The organism is Microtetraspora niveoalba (assembly GCF_001570405.1).
Lineage (GTDB): Bacteria > Actinomycetota > Actinomycetes > Streptosporangiales > Streptosporangiaceae > Microtetraspora > Microtetraspora niveoalba.
The window spans coordinates 194164-209993 of record NZ_BBYM01000002.1 but is presented as its reverse complement, the minus strand read 5'-3'; the positions used below and the strand labels follow the sequence as shown (position 1 = coordinate 209993).

The window sequence follows — 15830 nt, the reverse complement described above, 5'->3', positions numbered from 1 at the left end:
GTTCATGCCGCCGGAGTGGCACCCGCACTGTCGCACGTGGATGTCGTGGCCGGTCGGCTACGCCCTGGACCGAGCGGAGGAGTCCTATCGGGCGTGGTCGTCCGTGGCCAACACGATCGTGAGGTACGAGCCGGTCACGATGCTGGTCGACCCGTCGGAGCGGGAGTCCGCGGCCAAATGGCTCGACCCGCGCGTGGAGATCGCCGAGCAGCCGCTCGACGACTGCTGGATGCGCGACAGCGGCCCCACCTTCGTGTTCGACGGGGGCCGGCTCAGGGGGGTCGACTGGACCTTCAACGGCTGGGGCTGGGGACCGCACGAGAAGGACGATCTGGTCGCCGCGTCCGTCCTCGACCGGGCGGGCGTGCCCGGCCACCGCACCGCGATGGTCGGCGAGGGGGGCGGCATCCACGTCGACGGCGAGGGCACGGTCATCGTCACCGAGACCGTCCAGCTCGACCCGCGCCGCAACCCCGGCTGGACGAAGGCCGACGCCGAGGCCGAGCTGCGCGCCCTGCTGGGTGTGGAGAAGGTCGTCTGGCTGCCCCGGGGCCTGACCGCCGACTACGGCGGCTACGGCACGAACGGCCACGTCGATCTGCTGGCCTCGTTCGTCCGGCCCGGCCTGGTGCTCTGCCACGTGCAGCCCGACCCGGCGCACCCCGATCACGAGGTCACCCGGGAGAACCTCGCGATCCTGCGCGCCGCGACCGACGCCAGAGGCCGCCCGCTGGAGGTCGTCGAACTGCCCGCCCCCACCGTCCAGGAGGCGAACGGCGAGCTGGTCGACTACTCCTACATCAACCATTACCTCGCCAACGGCCTGGCGCTGCTCTGCTCCTTCGACGACCCCCGCGACGCCGAGACCGCCGACCTCTTCGCCCGGCTCTTCCCCGGCCGCGCGATCCAGTCGGTCGACGCCCGCGACATCTTCGCGCTCGGCGGCGGCATCCACTGCATCACCCAGCAGCAGCCCGCGCTCTGACCGGGCCACGCCGTCACCCGGCCCAGCTTTGCATGGCCATGCGCATGTATGCATATACTTGTTCTCGTGTCCAAGGTCCTCACCTCTCTGCCTGTCAGCGAACGTGTCGGCATCGCCTTCTCCGGCGGTCTCGACACCTCGGTAGCGGTCGCGTGGATGCGGGAGAAGGGTGCAGTGCCGTGCACCTACACCGCCGACATCGGCCAGTACGACGAACCCGACATCGCCTCGGTGCCCGGGCGCGCCATGGCGTACGGCGCCGAGGTCGCCCGGCTGGTCGACTGCCGCGCGGCCCTCGTGGAGGAGGGGCTCGCCGCCCTCGCCTGCGGAGCGTTCCACATCCGGTCCGGCGGCCGCACCTACTTCAACACCACCCCGCTCGGCCGGGCGGTCACGGGCAGCCTGCTGGTGCGGGCGATGCTCGAGGACGACGTGCAGATCTGGGGGGACGGCTCCACCTTCAAGGGCAACGACATCGAGCGGTTCTACCGTTACGGCCTGCTCGCCAACCCCTCCCTGCGCATCTACAAGCCGTGGCTGGACGCGGACTTCGTCAGCGAGCTCGGCGGCCGCAAGGAGATGTCCGAGTGGCTGCTCGCGCACGACCTTCCCTATCGGGACAGCACGGAGAAGGCGTACTCCACCGACGCGAACATCTGGGGCGCGACCCACGAGGCCAAGTCGCTCGAACACCTCGACACGGGCATCGAGATCGTCGAACCGATCATGGGCGTGCGGTTCTGGGACCCCGCCGTCGAGATCGCCACCGAGGACGTCACGATCGGCTTCGAGCAGGGACGGCCGGTGACGATCAACGGCAAGGAGTTCGCCTCCGCTGTCGATCTGGTGATGGAGGCCAACGCGATCGGCGGCCGGCACGGCCTGGGCATGTCCGACCAGATCGAGAACAGGATCATCGAGGCCAAGAGCCGGGGCATCTACGAGGCGCCGGGAATGGCGTTGCTGCACGCGGCGTACGAGCGGCTGGTCAACGCGATCCACAACGAGGACACCCTCGCCAGCTACCACAACGAGGGACGCCGGCTGGGCAGGCTGATGTACGAAGGCCGCTGGCTGGACCCGCAGGCGCTGATGCTGCGCGAGTCGCTGCAGCGCTGGGTCGGGACGGCGGTCACCGGCGAGGTGACCCTGCGACTGCGCCGCGGTGAGGACTACTCCATCCTGGACACGTCCGGACCGGCGTTCAGCTACCACCCGGACAAGCTCTCCATGGAGCGGACCGAGGACTCCGCCTTCGGCCCGGTCGACCGGATCGGTCAGCTGACCATGCGCAACCTCGACATCGCCGACTCCCGCGCCAAGCTCGAGCAGTACGCCAGGATCGGCATGGTGGGCAGCCCCCATCCGGTGCTGATCGGTGCCGCGCAGGCGGCCTCGACCGGGCTGATCGGCGCGATGCCCGAGGGCGGAGCCGAGGCGATCGCCTCCCGCGGAGAGGTCCCCGGCGACGACGAGCTGCTCGATCACGCCGCGATGGAGTTCGGCACCGACTGATCGGCCACGACGGGGTCGGGGCCGCCTGACCCGTCCGCTGACGGGTCCGGCCTCCAAGGCCGAACCCGAAACGCCCCCACCCTCATTCGAGGGTGGGGGTTCGTGCTTTCCCGGCCGTCCGCTGCACCGTTTCCCGTGCGACCTCGCTGTCCAACGCCGACAGCGGCGCTCTGGGGCGGATACGACCTGCGTTTCCAGGTCAGGGTGCTCGACGCGAGGGTGATGCTCCCCACCATCCCCGGATCGCCGAAACGACAGGGGCGATCAGTCAGGCAGGCCCGGGCTCCTGCTCACCGGCTCTCGGCGGGGACAGCATGGCGCGTCTTTGGTATACCAGTAAGTGCGCAGGCGTTCCCGCCCCGCGCGCCCGGACCACCCATCCTCACGCCCTCGGAGAGCCCGTATGCAGAGCAGCCGTTCCCACCCTTCGGTGCTGGCCGACGTCACGCTGCCGGACGGCAGGCGGGCCGACGTCTTCCTCCGCGACGGTCTCGTCGCGTCCGTCCAGGAGCGCGCTCCGTACGGCGGGACGCCTGACGAGACCGCCGCCGGGGACGGCCGCGTGGACCTGGGCGGCGCGCTGCTGCTCCCGGCGTTCGTGGACGGGCACTCCCACCTGGACAAGACGTTCCTCGGAGCCGCCTGGCAGCCGCATGCGGAGGGCGGCACGATCCGCGAGCGGGTCGGCGCGGAGCTCCGGGCCCGGCGCCGGCTCACCGTCCCGGTCACCGAACGCGCCCTGCGGCTGGTCCACCGCATGGTGGAGCACGGCACCGGCCACACCCGGTCCCACGTGGACATCGATCCCGAGGCCGGTCTGGACAACCTGCACGCGGTGCTCGACGTGCGCGAGCGCGTCCGCGACCTGATGACCGTGCAGATCGTCGCGTTCCCGCAAAGCGGGGTGGTCACCGCGCCCGGTGTGCCCGACCTGCTGGACGCGGCGCTGCGTGAAGGCGCCGACCTCGTCGGCGGCCTCGACCCGCACGGCTTCGACGGCGACGTGGCCGGGCAGCTCGACGTCGTCTTCGGGCTCGCCGAGCGGCACGGCGCCGGCGTCGACATCCACCTGCACGACCCGGGCGAGATCGGAGCGGAGCAACTGCGGGACATCGCCGCCCGCACCGCCGCGCTCGGCCTCGACGGCCGGGTGACGGTGAGCCACGCCTACTGCCTCGGCGAGGTCGCCGACGCCACGCTCGCCCGTACGGCGTCGGCGCTCGCCGCGGCGGGGGTGTCCATCCTCACCAACGGGCCCGCCGGATCGATGCCGCCCGTGCTGCGGCTGCGCGAGGCGGGCGTCCGCGTCTTCGCCGGCTCCGACAACATCCGCGACGCCTGGTGGCCGTACGGCACGGGGGACATGCTGGAGCGGGCGACGATCATCGGCCTGCGTTCGGAGTTGATGACCGACGACGAGCTGCGTGTCGCGGCATCGCTCGTCACCACGGAGGCCGCCGGCGCCTTGGGCCTGGAACGTTACGGGCTGGAGCCGGGCAGCCGCGCCGACCTCGTCGCCGTCGCGGCGGCGAGTGTCGCCGAGGCGGTGGCCGCGCATCCCCGGCGCCTGCTGGTGATGCGGGCCGGCCGGGTCCTGGTGACCGACGGCTGCCCGGTGGCGGGCCTGCCCGCACCCGAGCCGGGCGTCCAACGGGCCTGGTAGCGCGCGATGCCCGGCCTGTCAGCCGAGCGAGCCGGCGACCGCCTTGAGGCCCGCCTGGGCGATGGCCTCGTCGATGTCGCCGCTCGGCGCCCCGCCGACGCCGATGCCCGCGATGGGGGCGCCGCCGGAGGCGACGGGAACGCCGCCGCCGAGGAAGAGCGTGCCGGGGATGTCGGCGATGGTCGGGCCCCCGCCGGTCACGCCCTTGCCCAGCTCGCCGGTCGTCCTGCCGAAGGACACCGCGGTGAACGCCTTGCGCCTGGCCGACTCCTCGGTCTGCGGGCCAGCGCCGTCGCCCTTCAGCACCAGCCGGGTCGCGCCGGACCGGTCGACGATCACCACCGTGACGCGCTGCTTCCGCTTGCCGGCCTCCTTCATCGCGGCATCGGCGATCTTCAGGGCCGCGTCGGCGGAGAGGACGCCGGTCTGCACGACCGCCTGCGCGGCGCGCGCGTTCGCGGCGGGAGCGGCCTGGGCGGGAGAGGTGACGGCGGTGGTGACGCCGAGGGTGCCGGCCAGGATGGCCAGCCCGGTGAGAGAGCCGGCGGCCAGGCGGGCGCGAGCGGAGCCAGTCATTGTTTCTCCAGTTCAGTGTGGTGGGAGCTTGCGTACTCAAGGGTCGCGGTGGCGTCGCCCCATGCCATCGGGAGCATGGGCGATCCCCGGGCGCCGAGTGGTTGAGGCGGCGGTCAACCGATCGGTTGACGCGCGGCGATGCCGGCGGGGCGCATCATCGGTGGGCGACGGCGACGGCGACGGCGACGGCGACGGCGCCGGAGCGGAACGGACGGGGAGGGCGATGAGGGAGCGCGTCTGGCTCAACTGGGCCATGCACGCGGGCTTCCACCTGCTGCTCGCGGCCTCCGCCCTGCGGCTGGTGTCCCGGCACGGCATGGGACCGCGTACCGTCGCCGCGCTGGCCGTCTGCGGCCTCCTCGCCCTGGCCTACACGGCCGGCGTCGCCTTCTGGAACCGCCTCGGACGGCGGCGCCTCGCCTGGCTGGGAGGCGTGGCGGCGGTCTGGCTCGTGCTGGTGGTCCTCGCGCCGTCGTTCAACTGGTGCGCGGTCCCCCTGCTCTTCCTGTGTCTGCGGTCGCTGAACGCGCGGGGGTTCGCGGTGGCCGCCGCGGTCCTCAGCGGCGTCGTGATCGCGGCCCAGCTCACGATCGCGCAGGAGGTCGACCTCAGCCTGATCCTCGCGCCGGTCGGCGTCGCCGCCATGACAGCGGTGGTCTTCTGGGAGCTCCAGCGCGAGAGCGCCTCCCGGCAGCTCCTCATCGACGACCTGATCAGCACCCGGGGGACGCTGGCCGACTCCCGGCACCGCACCGGTGTCCTGGAGGAGCGCGAGCGGCTGGCCCGGGAGATCCACGACACCCTCGCCCAGGGGCTCACCAGCATGGGCATCCTCCTCCAGGCCGCCGACCGCATGTGGGAGACCGATCCCGAGCCGGCCCGCGCCCACGTACGGCGGGCCGCCGCGGCCGCCGCCGAGAACCTCGACGAGGCCCGGCGGTTCGTCCGCGACCTCCGGCCCCCGGGGCTGGTGGACGTCTCGCTGCCCGAGGCGCTCGCCCGGCTCTGCGAGAGCGCCGACGGCTCCGCGGGTCCGCGGGTCCGCTTCCGGCAGGAGGGCGAGCGGTACCCGCTGGACCCGGGCGTACAGGTGGCGCTGCTGCGGGTGGCCCAGGGCGCGCTGGCCAACGTCCGCGAGCACTCGGGCGCGGGAACGGCCACGGTGACCCTGTCGTACCTCGACGGCGAGGTCACGCTGGACGTCTTCGACGACGGCGCCGGGTTCGCCGAACCGGCCCCCGCCCCCGGCCGGGGATACGGGCTGCGGGCGATGCGCGACCGGCTGGCGGAGGTGGACGGCGTCCTGGTCGTCGAGAGCGCACCGGGTGAGGGCACGGCGGTCGCGGCCGCGGTCCCCACGGGACGGCCGCACCGAGCGCCTGATGACCCGGCGGGGACACGGACGGACGACGGCGACGGCACGAGCGGCCGGGTGGGCGGGCGATGAGACTCTTCCTGGTGGACGACCACCCGGTGGTCCGGGCGGGGCTGGTGGCGCTGCTCGGCGGCGAGGACGACATGGAGATCGTCGGCGAGGCGGCCGGCGGGAGCGAGGCGCTGCGGGAGATCGCCGCGCGGAAGCCGGACGTCGTGCTCATGGATCTGCAGCTCGGCGACGGCATCGACGGAGTGGAGGTCACCCGGCGGATCCTGGAGCTGCCCTCGCCGCCGCGGGTCCTGGTGCTGACGACGTACGAGACCGACGCCGACATCATGCGGGCCGTCGACGCCGGGGCCACCGGGTACCTGCTCAAGGCCTGCCCGCCCGAGGAGCTGTTCCAGGGCATCCGGGCCGCGGCCGAGGGCGAGACGGTGCTGTCCGCCAAGGTCGCCACCCGGATGATGAAGCGGATGCGGGAACCCGCCCCGGCGTTGAGCGCCCGTGAGGTCGAGATCCTGGAGCTGCTGGCGAGCGGCGCGGGCAACCGGGAGATCGCCAGGAGGCTCTTCGTCACCGAGGCGACGGTCAAGACCCATCTGGTGCACATCTACGGCAAGCTCGGCGTGGACACGCGTACCGCCGCCGTCACCGCCGCCGTCGAACGGCGACTCATCCGGCTCCCCTGAACGTTCACCGGCGGGAGGGCCGCTTCGCCCCGTCGGCCTGTACGAACGCCTCCACGCCGCGGGCGGCGCCCCGGCACCGCGGGCCCGCCCCCGGCGGCATCGAGTGGACCGCGAGCTCGACGTGGTCCGGCCGGTGGGCACCGGCCGGACCGATCGGGAATGTCACCGCCTGCCGAGCAGCCTCCGGTACTGCTTGTAGACGGACCGTACGGCCTCGAACGCCTGTACCGGCCGGTCGTCGAGGTAGTGGTCGACCGTGGGAGGAACTCCCGGCCGCTCGCGCTCAGCGCCCAGGCGTCCCCGGACTCGAAGCCGGGATCGGCGACCGGACTACGGCCTGTGGGGTGGCGCGCTGACGATCTACGACTACACCACCCGCGAGCACACCGTGATCCGCGCCCGCATCGCCGATCAGGGCGTGATCTCCCTCCTGGTCCGCGGTGACACCCTGTGGGGCGGCACGACCGTCAACGGCGGAGGCGGCACCACCCCCAAGGCCAAAGAAGCGAAGCTCTTCACCTACGACCTCAGCACCGGCACGAAGACGTCCGAGCTCACCCCGGTGCCGGGAGCCGGCTCGATCACCTCGATCGTCCAGGGCCCGGGCGGCATGCTCTGGGGGCTGGCCGACGGCGTCCTGTTCGTCCTCGACCCCGCCACCTCCGAGGTGACGCACCGGATCAAGCTCCCCGCGGCCTACAGCGGCGTCCAGGACGAGCTCCACGTCAACCCCGACGAGCACGTCTACGCCTCGCTCGACGGCTACCTGCTGCCGTCGATCCCCTCTCGAAGGCCGTCACGGTGCTGCGTGACTCCGGCACCTACCGGTCCACCCAGGACAGTGCGGGCAACCTGTGGTTCCGAAGCGGCACCAAGGCCGCGAACAACGCCGTCCTGGCGGGCACGCGCCTCCTGCGCTACACCCCGCCCGCCGACGCCTGCCCCGGATCCGACCTGACACCCCACGTGGTCATCAAGGGAACCGACAGAGGAACCGGGCAGGGCGGCTCCGGACAGGGCGGCTCCGGACAGGGCGGCTCCGGACCGTCCCGTCCCGGTGCGGTCCTAACCCAGCCGCAACGCCAGGAAGAAATCCACCCGGTCTTCCAGGCGGGAAAGGTCCCGGCCGGTCAGATCCTGGATCCGCCGGATCCGGTAGCGAAGGGTGTTGACGTGGATGTGGAGGATCTCGGCGCACTTCCGCCAGGCCCCCGAGTTGAGCAGGAACACCTCCAGCGTGCGGACCAGATCGGCCCGGTGCACCCGGTCGTAGCCGCGAAGCGGGTCCAGCAGGCGGACCCGGAAGACGTCCCGCACGTCGTCGGGGACGGAGGCGAGCAGCAGCACGTGGGTGGCCAGTTCGTCGTGGCCCACGACCGCGCCGGGTCCGGCCCGGCCCTCGGCTATCCGGCGGGCGTACCGGGCCTCCTCGACCGCGCCGCGCAGCCCTTCCATCGGGACCGTCCCGCTGACCCCGATGGTGAGGCGGCTCGCGCCGAGTCCGGGAGCCAGCGTGCCCACCGCCTCGCGGACCTCGGCGGTGACATCCGACCGGGATGCGGGGAGGAGCGCGATGACCTCTTCTCCGGCCACGCCGACGGCCGGCGACGCGCACGACCTGTTGAGTATCTCCTTGACCACCACCCGCAGCTCCCCGGGACGCAGCCCGTTGTGCGAGGCCGCGGCCACGGCGACGAATCCGTGCTCGGAGACCAGACCGGTGACGTCGAGCCGCGGCAGGATGTCGCTGGGCCTGCCGTCGGCGAGGACGAACCGGATGAGCTCCTGGGCGATGCGGCCCTCCGGTCTCATACGATCGTCCAGGCGGGCGCGCTCCAGCGCCACCACCGCGGCCAGTTCGCCGGCCAACGCCAGCCGTTCCTCGGGCCAGTCCTCGCAGACGCCCTCGAAGGCCAGGAACCAGTCGGCGACTCTCGCCGTCTTCTGCTCGTCCACGGGGAAGACGGAGTAACGCTCCGCGCCCCGGACCGTGCACGGCATCCGCCTGGCGGTCAGGAAGCCCCGGGCCAGCAGCGGGGCGGTCTCCTCCGGCAGCCGGTGCGAGCCGGCGACCACGCGTCCGGCCGGAGTGAGCACCCAGCAGGGCATGCCCAGGTCGTGGCCGAGCATGTGGAGCACGGGGTTCAGCCCCGAGCCCGGGGTGACGCCGGAGACGAGCCGGCGGTGCCGGTCCAGTACGGCGGTCATGTCGGCGGCTCTGTCCTTGGACAGGCGTCGCGCGATCTGCTCGGTGACATCGGCGAACGACAGGACGTCGGGCACGTGGAACAGCGGCATCCCGTATTTGCGGCACGCCTCCACGAGGTCGGCGGGGAGCTCGGCCCGGCGGGGGTCGCCCGCGGCCAGCGCGGAGACCCTGGCGTGGGCGAGTCCCCGGACGAACCGGTCGCTGTCCTCGGGGCACTGCCGCCAGATCAGCCCGGTGAGCACCAGCTCGCCGCCGGTCAGGTACCGGCCGGGATCGAGCAGGTCGGTGGTGACGACCCACCGGATCCTCCGCTCCAGCTCGTCGCGGCCCGTCACCAGCGAAAGGCCCAGCTCGGACATCTCCAAGAGCGCGTTCAGGCGTATCGCGGGTCTCCCTTCCCTCGGTGAGGAGGCCGATCGAGAGGTCGATCCCCTACAACCCTCGGTAGTGACGAGGAAAAAACCAATTGGAGCATGACACGAAAAGTCGCGATAAAGAGGAACTTCACTTCAGATTCCGTGCTGCTGGACCATCCGGCGCCCCGATCTGTGTACTGCTTGCAACCGAACGCGCAACCGAACGCAACCGAAACGCGGAACGTCCCCGCCGGCGGGGAGGCCGGCCCGCGTCGACATACGGCGTCGCGGAGGCGGGGCGCCGGCCCCACCCCGGCGCCCGCGCAAGAGCACGTGCCGCAGCCGCTCGCCCGCCACACAGAAGGAGCGAACATGCCCGTTGTCCTCGGCGCCAACCGTTACGGCAAGGCGGAGACCCGCGTCCTCCGCGTCGTCAGAGACGACGGCGTCCACCACATCAAGGACATCAACGTCAGCTCCGCGCTCTCCGGCGACATGGACGAGGTGCACCTGAGCGGCGACAACGCGGCGGTCCTGCCGACGGACACGCAGAAGAACACCGCCTACGCCTTCGCCGAGAGGCACGGCGTACACGAGATCGAGGATTTCGCGCTCCTCCTCGCCCGCCACTACGTGGACTCCCAGCCGTCCATCCACCACGCCCGGGTCGAGATCGAGGAGTACTTCTGGGACCGCATCCCCCTCCGCGGGGAGGCCGCGGGACGGTACTCGTTCGTGCGCTCCGGCGGTGAGGTGCGCACCTGCGTCGTCCACCACGACCGGGACGGCACGACGACCGTGGTCTCCGGCCTGAAGAACCTGGTGGTGCTCAACTCCACCGGCTCGGAGTTCCACGGCTTCATCGAGGACGAGTACACCACCCTGCGGCCGACCCGCGACCGCGTCCTCGCCACCGAGGTGTCGGCCAGGTGGCGGCACCTCTCCGACGGCTCCCCCTTCGGCGCCTCCTACCGGGAGGTGCGCCGATGCCTGCTGGAGGCCTTCGCCACGACCCACAGCCTGTCGTTGCAGCAGACCCTCTACGCGATGGGCCGGCAGGTGCTCGAGGAACGCGACGAGGTCTGCGAGGTGCGCCTGGCGATGCCGAACAAACACCACTTCCTGGTGGATCTGAGCCCGTTCGCGCTGGACAACCCCGGGGAGGTCTTCCACGCCGCCGACCGCCCCTACGGGCTCATCGAGGGCGCCGTGCTCGACGAGAACGCCCCCGACGCCGGCTTCGCCTGGGAGTGACCGTGGAATTCCTGCGACCCGCCACGTGGGCGGAGGCACTGGCCGCCAAGGCCGACCTGCCGGAGGCGGCGCCCATCCAGGGCGGCACCGACATGATGGTGGAACTCAACTTCGACGTCCACCGGCCCGCAGCGCTGCTCGACCTGAACCGGGTCGCCGAGCTCACCCGCTGGACCGCCGAGGCGGACGGGCGGCTGCGGATCGGCGCGGGCGTGCCGTACGCGCGGCTGATCGCCGAGCTCGGCGACCGGCTGCCCGGCCTGGCCCAGGCGGCCCGTACGGTCGGCTCGCCGCAGATCCGCAACCGCGGCACCGTGGGAGGCAACCTGGGCGCGGCCTCGCCCGCCGGGGACAGCCACCCGGCGCTGCTGGCCGGGGACGCGGTCATCGAGGTCGAGTCGGCCGCCCGCGGCGTGCGGATGATCCCGGCCGACGAGTTCTACCTCGGGGTCAAGCGGAACACGCTGCTGCCCGACGAGCTGATCCGCGCGTTCTGGATGAGCCCGGCGAGCGGCCCGCAGTACTTCTCCAAGGTCGGCACCCGCAACGCCATGGTGATCGCGGTCTGCTCGTTCGCGATCGCGCTCCATCCCGGCGAGCGGCGGGTCGGCGCCGCGATCGGCTCGGCCGCCCCGACCCCGCGCCGGGCCCGCGCCGCCGAGGAGTTCCTCGCCGCCGAGCTGGACTGGGACGCACCACTCGAACCCGCGGTGCTCAGGCGCTTCGGCGAGCTGGCCACGGAGGCCGCCTCGCCGATCGACGACGTACGCGGCACCGCCGGCTATCGCAGGCACGCCATCGGCGTGATGGCGCGCCGCACCCTGACCTGGGCCTGGAACGACCTCCGGGCCGGACGTACGGAGAGGAGGGCCGGGTGATGCGCGTCGGCTTCACCGTCAACGGCCGCGAGGAGACCGCCGACGACGTCTGGGAGGGCGAGAGCCTGCTCTACGTCCTGCGGGAGCGCATGGGCCTGCCCGGCTCCAAGAACGCCTGCGAGCAGGGCGAGTGCGGATCCTGCACGGTCCTCCTCGACGGGGTGCCCGTCTGCTCCTGCCTGGTCGCGGCCGGCCAGGCGGAGGGGCGGCGGGTCAGGACGGTCGAGGGACTCGCCGAGGGCGACCGGCAGGCCCCGATCCAGGAGGCGTTCGTCGAGTGCGGCGCCGTCCAGTGCGGCTTCTGCACCCCCGGCCTCCTGGTCCAGGCCCACGACCTGATCGAGCGGGTTCCCCGGCCGTCGGACGCCGACATCCGCGAGGCCCTCGCGGGCAACCTGTGCCGGTGCACCGGCTACGAGAAGATCCTGGCCGCCGTACGGCTCGCCGCGAACCGCAGGGCGGAGAACCCGTGAGCGGGCGGGCCGAGGACGCGGGCGCGCGTCGCCGCGACCGGTCGATGGAGGAGACCGCATGAATTCCATGGTGATCGAGAACGTCCACATCGCCCCGGTCGTGGGCGCGGAGATCCCCTCCGGCCACATCCACGTCGAAGGCGACAGGATCGCGGCGCTCGGCCCCGGCCCCGCCCCGGCGGTCCCGGGCGCCACCAGGGTCGACGGCACGGGCTGCCTGGCCACGCCCGGCCTGGTGAACACCCACCACCACCTCTACCAGTGGGCCTCGCAGGGGCTGGCCCAGGACGGCACGCTGTTCGAGTGGCTGGTGGCGCTCTACCCGCTGTGGGCGGCGATGGACGCCGAGGTCGTCAAGGGGGCGGCCGGAGCGGGCCTGGGCTACCTGGCCCTGTCCGGCTGCACCACGTCCAGCGACCACCACTACATCTTCCCGAAGGGCCGCGGCGACCTGCTCGCGGCGGAGGTCGAGGCGGCGCAGGAGCTGGGCATCCGCTTCCACCCCGTCAGGGGATCGATGGACAGGGGCGCCTCCCAGGGCGGCCTGCCGCCGGACGTCCTCGTCGAGAAGCTCGACGAGATCCTCGACGCGACGGCCGACGCGGTCGACACCTACCACGACCCCTCCTTCTCCTCGAAGCTGCGCGTGGCGGTCGGCCCCTGCTCGCCGTTCACGGTCAGCGCCGACCTGATGACCGAGGCGGCCTCGCTGGCCAGGTCCAAGAACGTGCGGCTGCACACCCATCTCGCCGAGTCCCTCGACGAGGAGGAGCACTGCCTGGCCCAGCTCGGGATGCGTCCCCTGGAGTACATGGAGAAGCTCGGCTGGCTCGGCCCGGACGTGTGGTTCGCCCACGCCGTCCACCTCAGCGACTCCGACATCGGGACGTTCGCCCGTACGCGGACCGGCACGGCGCACTGCCCCAGCTCCAACGGCCGCCTCGGCGCCGGCGTCGCCCGCGTGACCGAGCTGCTCCGCCGCGGCGCGAACGTCGGCCTCGGCGTGGACGGCAGCGCCTCCTCGGAGCTGACCTCGCTGTTCGGGGAGATGCGCCAGGCGCTGCTGTTCCAGCGGGCCAGGTACGGCCCGGCCGCCGTCACCGCGCGGCAGGCCCTGGAGATGGCCACCATCGGCGGGGCCGGGAACCTGGGCCGCCAGGAGGAGATCGGCTCGCTGGAGGCGGGCAAGCTCGCCGACATCGCCCTGTGGCGGCTCGACGGCTTCGCCGAGGCGGTCGCCGACCCGGTGTGCGCCCTGGTCTTCGGCGGCCGGCAGCCGCCGCTCGCCCTCCTCCTGGTGGGCGGCGAGACGATCGTCGAGGACGGCGAGCTGCGCACGGTCGCCCAGGACGAGCTGGCCCGCGCGGGCGGCGCGGCCCGTCGCCGTCTCGCCCGGCTCGCGGAGGAACAGGGCTTCGCCGCCGCCAAGGAGGTTCACGCATGAGCGTCGCACCGGCGCGGGCACCGCGCGACATCGCGGCCCCGGGCGGCGGGGGAGTGGGCGACAGCGCGCTCCGCCCCGACGGGGTGCTGAAGGTCAGAGGCGAGTTCGCCTACTCCTCCGACCTGTGGATCGACGGGATGTTGTGGGGCGCCACGCTGCGCAGCCCGCACCCCCGCGCGAAGATCCTGTCCATCGACACCTCCGAGGCGCTCGCCCACCCCGGCGTGTGGACCGTCCTCACCCACGAGGACGTCCCGGGGCGCAAGCACTTCGGCGTGGACCACACGTGGGACCAGCCGGTCCTCGCGTTCGACGAGGTACGCCACCAGGGCGAGCCGATCGCGCTCGTCGCGGCCGACCACCCGGAGACCGCGCGCCGGGCCCTGGAGAAGATCCGGATCGAGTACGAGGTCCTCGAACCGCTCACCGACGCCCGCCGGGCCGCGTTCGACCCGGCGTACCCGCGGGTCCAGCCGCGCGGCAACGTCGCCCGCCACCAGCCCGTACGGGTCGGGGACGTGGACGCGGCCAGGGAGCTGGCCGAGGTGGTGGTCTCCGGCGAGTTCCAGGTGGGGATGCAGGACCAGGCGTTCCTCGGCCCGGAGTCCGGCCTCGCCATCCCGGCCGAGGACGGCGGGGTGGACCTCTACGTCGCCACCCAGTGGATGCACAACGACCTCGAGCAGATCGGCCCCTGCCTCGGCCTGGCCGAGGACAAGATCCGCATGACGCTGTCCGGCGTCGGCGGCGCCTTCGGCGGCCGCGAGGACCTGTCGATGCAGATCCACGCCGCGATGCTCGCGCTCCGCACCGGCAAACCCGTCAAGATCGTCTACAACCGGTACGAGTCGTTCTTCGGCCACGTCCACCGCCACCCCGCCCAGATGCGCTACGAGTACGGCGCGACGAAGGACGGCCGCATCGTCTACGCCGACGTGGAGATCATCCTCGACGGCGGCGCGTACACGTCCTCGACGAAGAACGTGGTCGGCAACGCGGCGTCCCTCGCCGTGGGACCGTACGTGATCCCGAACGTCAGGATCGACGCCTACGGCGTCTACACCAACAACCCGCCCTGCGGCGCGATGCGCGGCTTCGGCGCGGTCCAGGCCTGCTTCGCGTTCGAGTCGATGATGGACAGGCTCGCCGACGCCTGCGGGCTCGACCCGGTCACGGTCCGCCAGGTCAACGCCGCCGCCGAGGGCAGCGCGCTGGCCACCGGCCAGATCATCTGGGCGCCGCTGCCGATGGCCGAGATGCTCCAGACGGCCCGCGAGCTGCCCATGCCCGCCCCGGCGGACACCGGCGACCTCCGCGACCTGCCGGGCGGCGTGTCGCAGACCACCCACGGCGAGGGGGTGCGGCGCGGCGTCGGATACGGCGTGGGCCTGAAGAACATCTGCTTCTCCGAAGGCTACGACGACTACTCCACCGCGCGCGTCCGGCTGGAGGTCATCGGCGGGGAGCCGGTCGCGATGGTCCACACGGCGGCCGCCGAGGTCGGCCAGGGACTGGTGACGCTGGAGGCCCAGATCGCCCGCACCGAACTGGGCGTGCGGCGGGTCGTCATCCAGCCGGCCGACAACCGGGTCGGCGACGCCGGGTCGAGCTCCGCGTCGCGCCAGTCCTACATGACCGGCGGCGCGGTCATGACCGCCTGCCAGGCCGTGCGTGAGGGCATGGCCGCCCTGGCCGCCGCCCGGTTCGGCCACGCCCGCGACGACCTGTCGTTCACCGGCGACAAGGTCGTCTCCGAGAGCGCCGGCGTCCTCGGGACCATCGCGGAGCTCCTCGGGGACGCCGTCATCGAGGAGACCCGCGAGTACCACCACCGGCCGACCACGGGCATGGACCCCGTGACCGGGAGAGGCGACTCGCACGCCCAGCTCGCCCTGTGCGTCCACCGGGCCGTGGTGGACGTCGACGTCGATCTGGGCCTGGTGAAGGTCGTCGAGCTGGCCGCCGTCCAGGACGTGGGAAGGATCCTCAACCGTGTCGCGTTGGAAGGGCAGATCCACGGTGGCAGCGCGCAGGGCCTCGGCCTCGCCGTGATGGAGGAGATCGTGGTGGAGAACGGCAGGGTGCGCAACCCCTCGTTCACCGACTACCTGATCCCCACGATCCTCGACATGCCTCCGATGCGCCTGGAGATCCTCGAGAACGCCGATCCGCGTGCCCCGTACGGGCTGCGCGGAGCGGGTGAGCCGTCCACGCTCTCCTCGACCCCCGCGATCGTCGCGGCCATCCGCGACGCCACGGGTCTCGCACTCACCCGAGTGCCGGTTCGTCCGGAACACATCACCGGAAGCAGTTGACCGACGGGGCATCGCCCCCGCCGCCCCCGCCCCCGCCCGTGGACGGGACGGACCCCACAACCGCACCCCCCTTCGAACCGCGCGGACCGCCGGGA

The 15830-nt window shown here is 72.5% G+C and carries 13 protein-coding genes; 11 read left to right on the top strand and 2 right to left on the bottom strand.

Translation table 11 applies throughout. The features are described 5' to 3' along the window. Positions 1 to 4 precede the first annotated feature (4 nt). The 3 genes from AWQ70_RS00975 (at position 5) to AWQ70_RS00965 (ending at position 4163) form a co-directional block, all read left to right on the top strand. The gene (locus AWQ70_RS00975) at positions 5 to 985 is read left to right on the top strand and encodes an agmatine deiminase family protein (protein ID WP_067169024.1); all 981 of its coding nucleotides are present in this window, start codon (positions 5 to 7) and stop codon (positions 983 to 985) included. A gap of 66 nt (positions 986 to 1051) precedes the next feature. Further along, positions 1052 to 2500 (top strand): argininosuccinate synthase, encoded by a 1449-nt coding sequence (gene argG, locus AWQ70_RS00970; protein WP_067168772.1) that lies wholly within the window; start codon positions 1052 to 1054, stop codon positions 2498 to 2500. Between the two features lie 403 nt (positions 2501 to 2903). Continuing rightward, positions 2904 to 4163: an amidohydrolase family protein gene (locus tag AWQ70_RS00965; protein WP_067168771.1), complete on the top strand. Its 1260-nt coding sequence runs from the start codon at positions 2904 to 2906 to the stop codon at positions 4161 to 4163. 18 nt (positions 4164 to 4181) lie between these two features. Here AWQ70_RS00965 and AWQ70_RS00960 read toward each other — a convergent pair whose 3' ends face one another. Next, complete coding sequence (locus AWQ70_RS00960) at positions 4182 to 4739, bottom strand: GlcG/HbpS family heme-binding protein (RefSeq protein WP_067168770.1); 558 nt, start codon at positions 4737 to 4739, stop codon at positions 4182 to 4184. Between the two features lie 223 nt (positions 4740 to 4962). Between AWQ70_RS00960 and AWQ70_RS00955 the strand changes: the two genes are divergently transcribed. From AWQ70_RS00955 to AWQ70_RS00945, 3 genes are all read left to right on the top strand, one after another. Continuing rightward, positions 4963 to 6186 (top strand): sensor histidine kinase, encoded by a 1224-nt coding sequence (locus AWQ70_RS00955; protein WP_084516422.1) that lies wholly within the window; start codon positions 4963 to 4965, stop codon positions 6184 to 6186. Further along, on the top strand, positions 6183 to 6806 hold the full coding sequence (locus tag AWQ70_RS00950; protein ID WP_067168769.1) for a response regulator: 624 nt from the start codon (positions 6183 to 6185) through the stop codon (positions 6804 to 6806). The genes AWQ70_RS00955 and AWQ70_RS00950 overlap by 4 nt, the downstream gene beginning before the upstream one ends. A 256-nt stretch (positions 6807 to 7062) precedes the next feature. After that, on the top strand, positions 7063 to 7764 hold the full coding sequence (locus AWQ70_RS00945; protein WP_157529827.1) for a hypothetical protein: 702 nt from the start codon (positions 7063 to 7065) through the stop codon (positions 7762 to 7764). A 107-nt stretch (positions 7765 to 7871) separates the two neighbouring features. Here AWQ70_RS00945 and AWQ70_RS00940 read toward each other — a convergent pair whose 3' ends face one another. Then, positions 7872 to 9374 carry a PucR family transcriptional regulator gene (locus AWQ70_RS00940; RefSeq protein ID WP_218004363.1) on the bottom strand — a complete coding sequence of 501 codons (1503 nt, stop codon included), beginning with the start codon at positions 9372 to 9374 and terminating at the stop codon, positions 7872 to 7874. A 369-nt stretch (positions 9375 to 9743) separates the two neighbouring features. On the opposite strand from AWQ70_RS00940, the gene pucL reads away from it, so the two are divergent. From pucL to pucD, 5 genes are read left to right on the top strand one after another with little or no spacing between them, the layout of a single operon-like run. Continuing rightward, positions 9744 to 10625, top strand: coding sequence for a factor-independent urate hydroxylase (gene pucL / locus AWQ70_RS00935; protein ID WP_067168766.1), 882 nt, complete (start codon positions 9744 to 9746; stop codon positions 10623 to 10625). A gap of 2 nt (positions 10626 to 10627) precedes the next feature. Beyond that, positions 10628 to 11503 (top strand): FAD binding domain-containing protein, encoded by an 876-nt coding sequence (locus tag AWQ70_RS00930; protein WP_067169022.1) that lies wholly within the window; start codon positions 10628 to 10630, stop codon positions 11501 to 11503. After that, a complete protein-coding gene (locus AWQ70_RS00925) occupies positions 11503 to 11976 on the top strand; it encodes a (2Fe-2S)-binding protein (protein ID WP_067169020.1) in 474 nt (157 codons plus the stop codon). Before AWQ70_RS00930 ends, AWQ70_RS00925 begins: the two co-directional genes overlap by 1 nt. Positions 11977 to 12034: 58 nt before the next feature. After that, the gene (locus tag AWQ70_RS00920; protein ID WP_174552353.1) at positions 12035 to 13420 is read left to right on the top strand and encodes an 8-oxoguanine deaminase; all 1386 of its coding nucleotides are present in this window, start codon (positions 12035 to 12037) and stop codon (positions 13418 to 13420) included. Next, positions 13417 to 15735: a xanthine dehydrogenase subunit D gene (pucD, locus tag AWQ70_RS00915; RefSeq protein ID WP_084516397.1), complete on the top strand. Its 2319-nt coding sequence runs from the start codon at positions 13417 to 13419 to the stop codon at positions 15733 to 15735. The genes AWQ70_RS00920 and pucD overlap by 4 nt, the downstream gene beginning before the upstream one ends. Positions 15736 to 15830 lie beyond the last annotated feature (95 nt).

Bases quoted from the DNA above. Each gene is read 5' to 3' on its own strand.
- AWQ70_RS00925 (WP_067169020.1), top strand. From the start codon at position 11,503: ATGCGCGTCGGCTTCACCGTCAACGGCCGCGAGGAGACCGCCGACGAC.
- AWQ70_RS00920 (WP_174552353.1), top strand. From the start codon at position 12,035: ATGAATTCCATGGTGATCGAGAACGTCCACATCGCCCCGGTCGTGGGC.
- pucL (WP_067168766.1), top strand. From the start codon at position 9,744: ATGCCCGTTGTCCTCGGCGCCAACCGTTACGGCAAGGCGGAGACCCGC.
- AWQ70_RS00955 (WP_084516422.1), top strand. From the start codon at position 4,963: ATGAGGGAGCGCGTCTGGCTCAACTGGGCCATGCACGCGGGCTTCCAC.
- AWQ70_RS00965 (WP_067168771.1), top strand. From the start codon at position 2,904: ATGCAGAGCAGCCGTTCCCACCCTTCGGTGCTGGCCGACGTCACGCTG.
- AWQ70_RS00975 (WP_067169024.1), top strand. From the start codon at position 5: ATGCCGCCGGAGTGGCACCCGCACTGTCGCACGTGGATGTCGTGGCCG.
- AWQ70_RS00940 (WP_218004363.1), bottom strand. From the start codon at position 9,374: ATGTCCGAGCTGGGCCTTTCGCTGGTGACGGGCCGCGACGAGCTGGAG.
- AWQ70_RS00960 (WP_067168770.1), bottom strand. From the start codon at position 4,739: ATGACTGGCTCCGCTCGCGCCCGCCTGGCCGCCGGCTCTCTCACCGGG.
- pucD (WP_084516397.1), top strand. From the start codon at position 13,417: ATGAGCGTCGCACCGGCGCGGGCACCGCGCGACATCGCGGCCCCGGGC.
- AWQ70_RS00950 (WP_067168769.1), top strand. From the start codon at position 6,183: ATGAGACTCTTCCTGGTGGACGACCACCCGGTGGTCCGGGCGGGGCTG.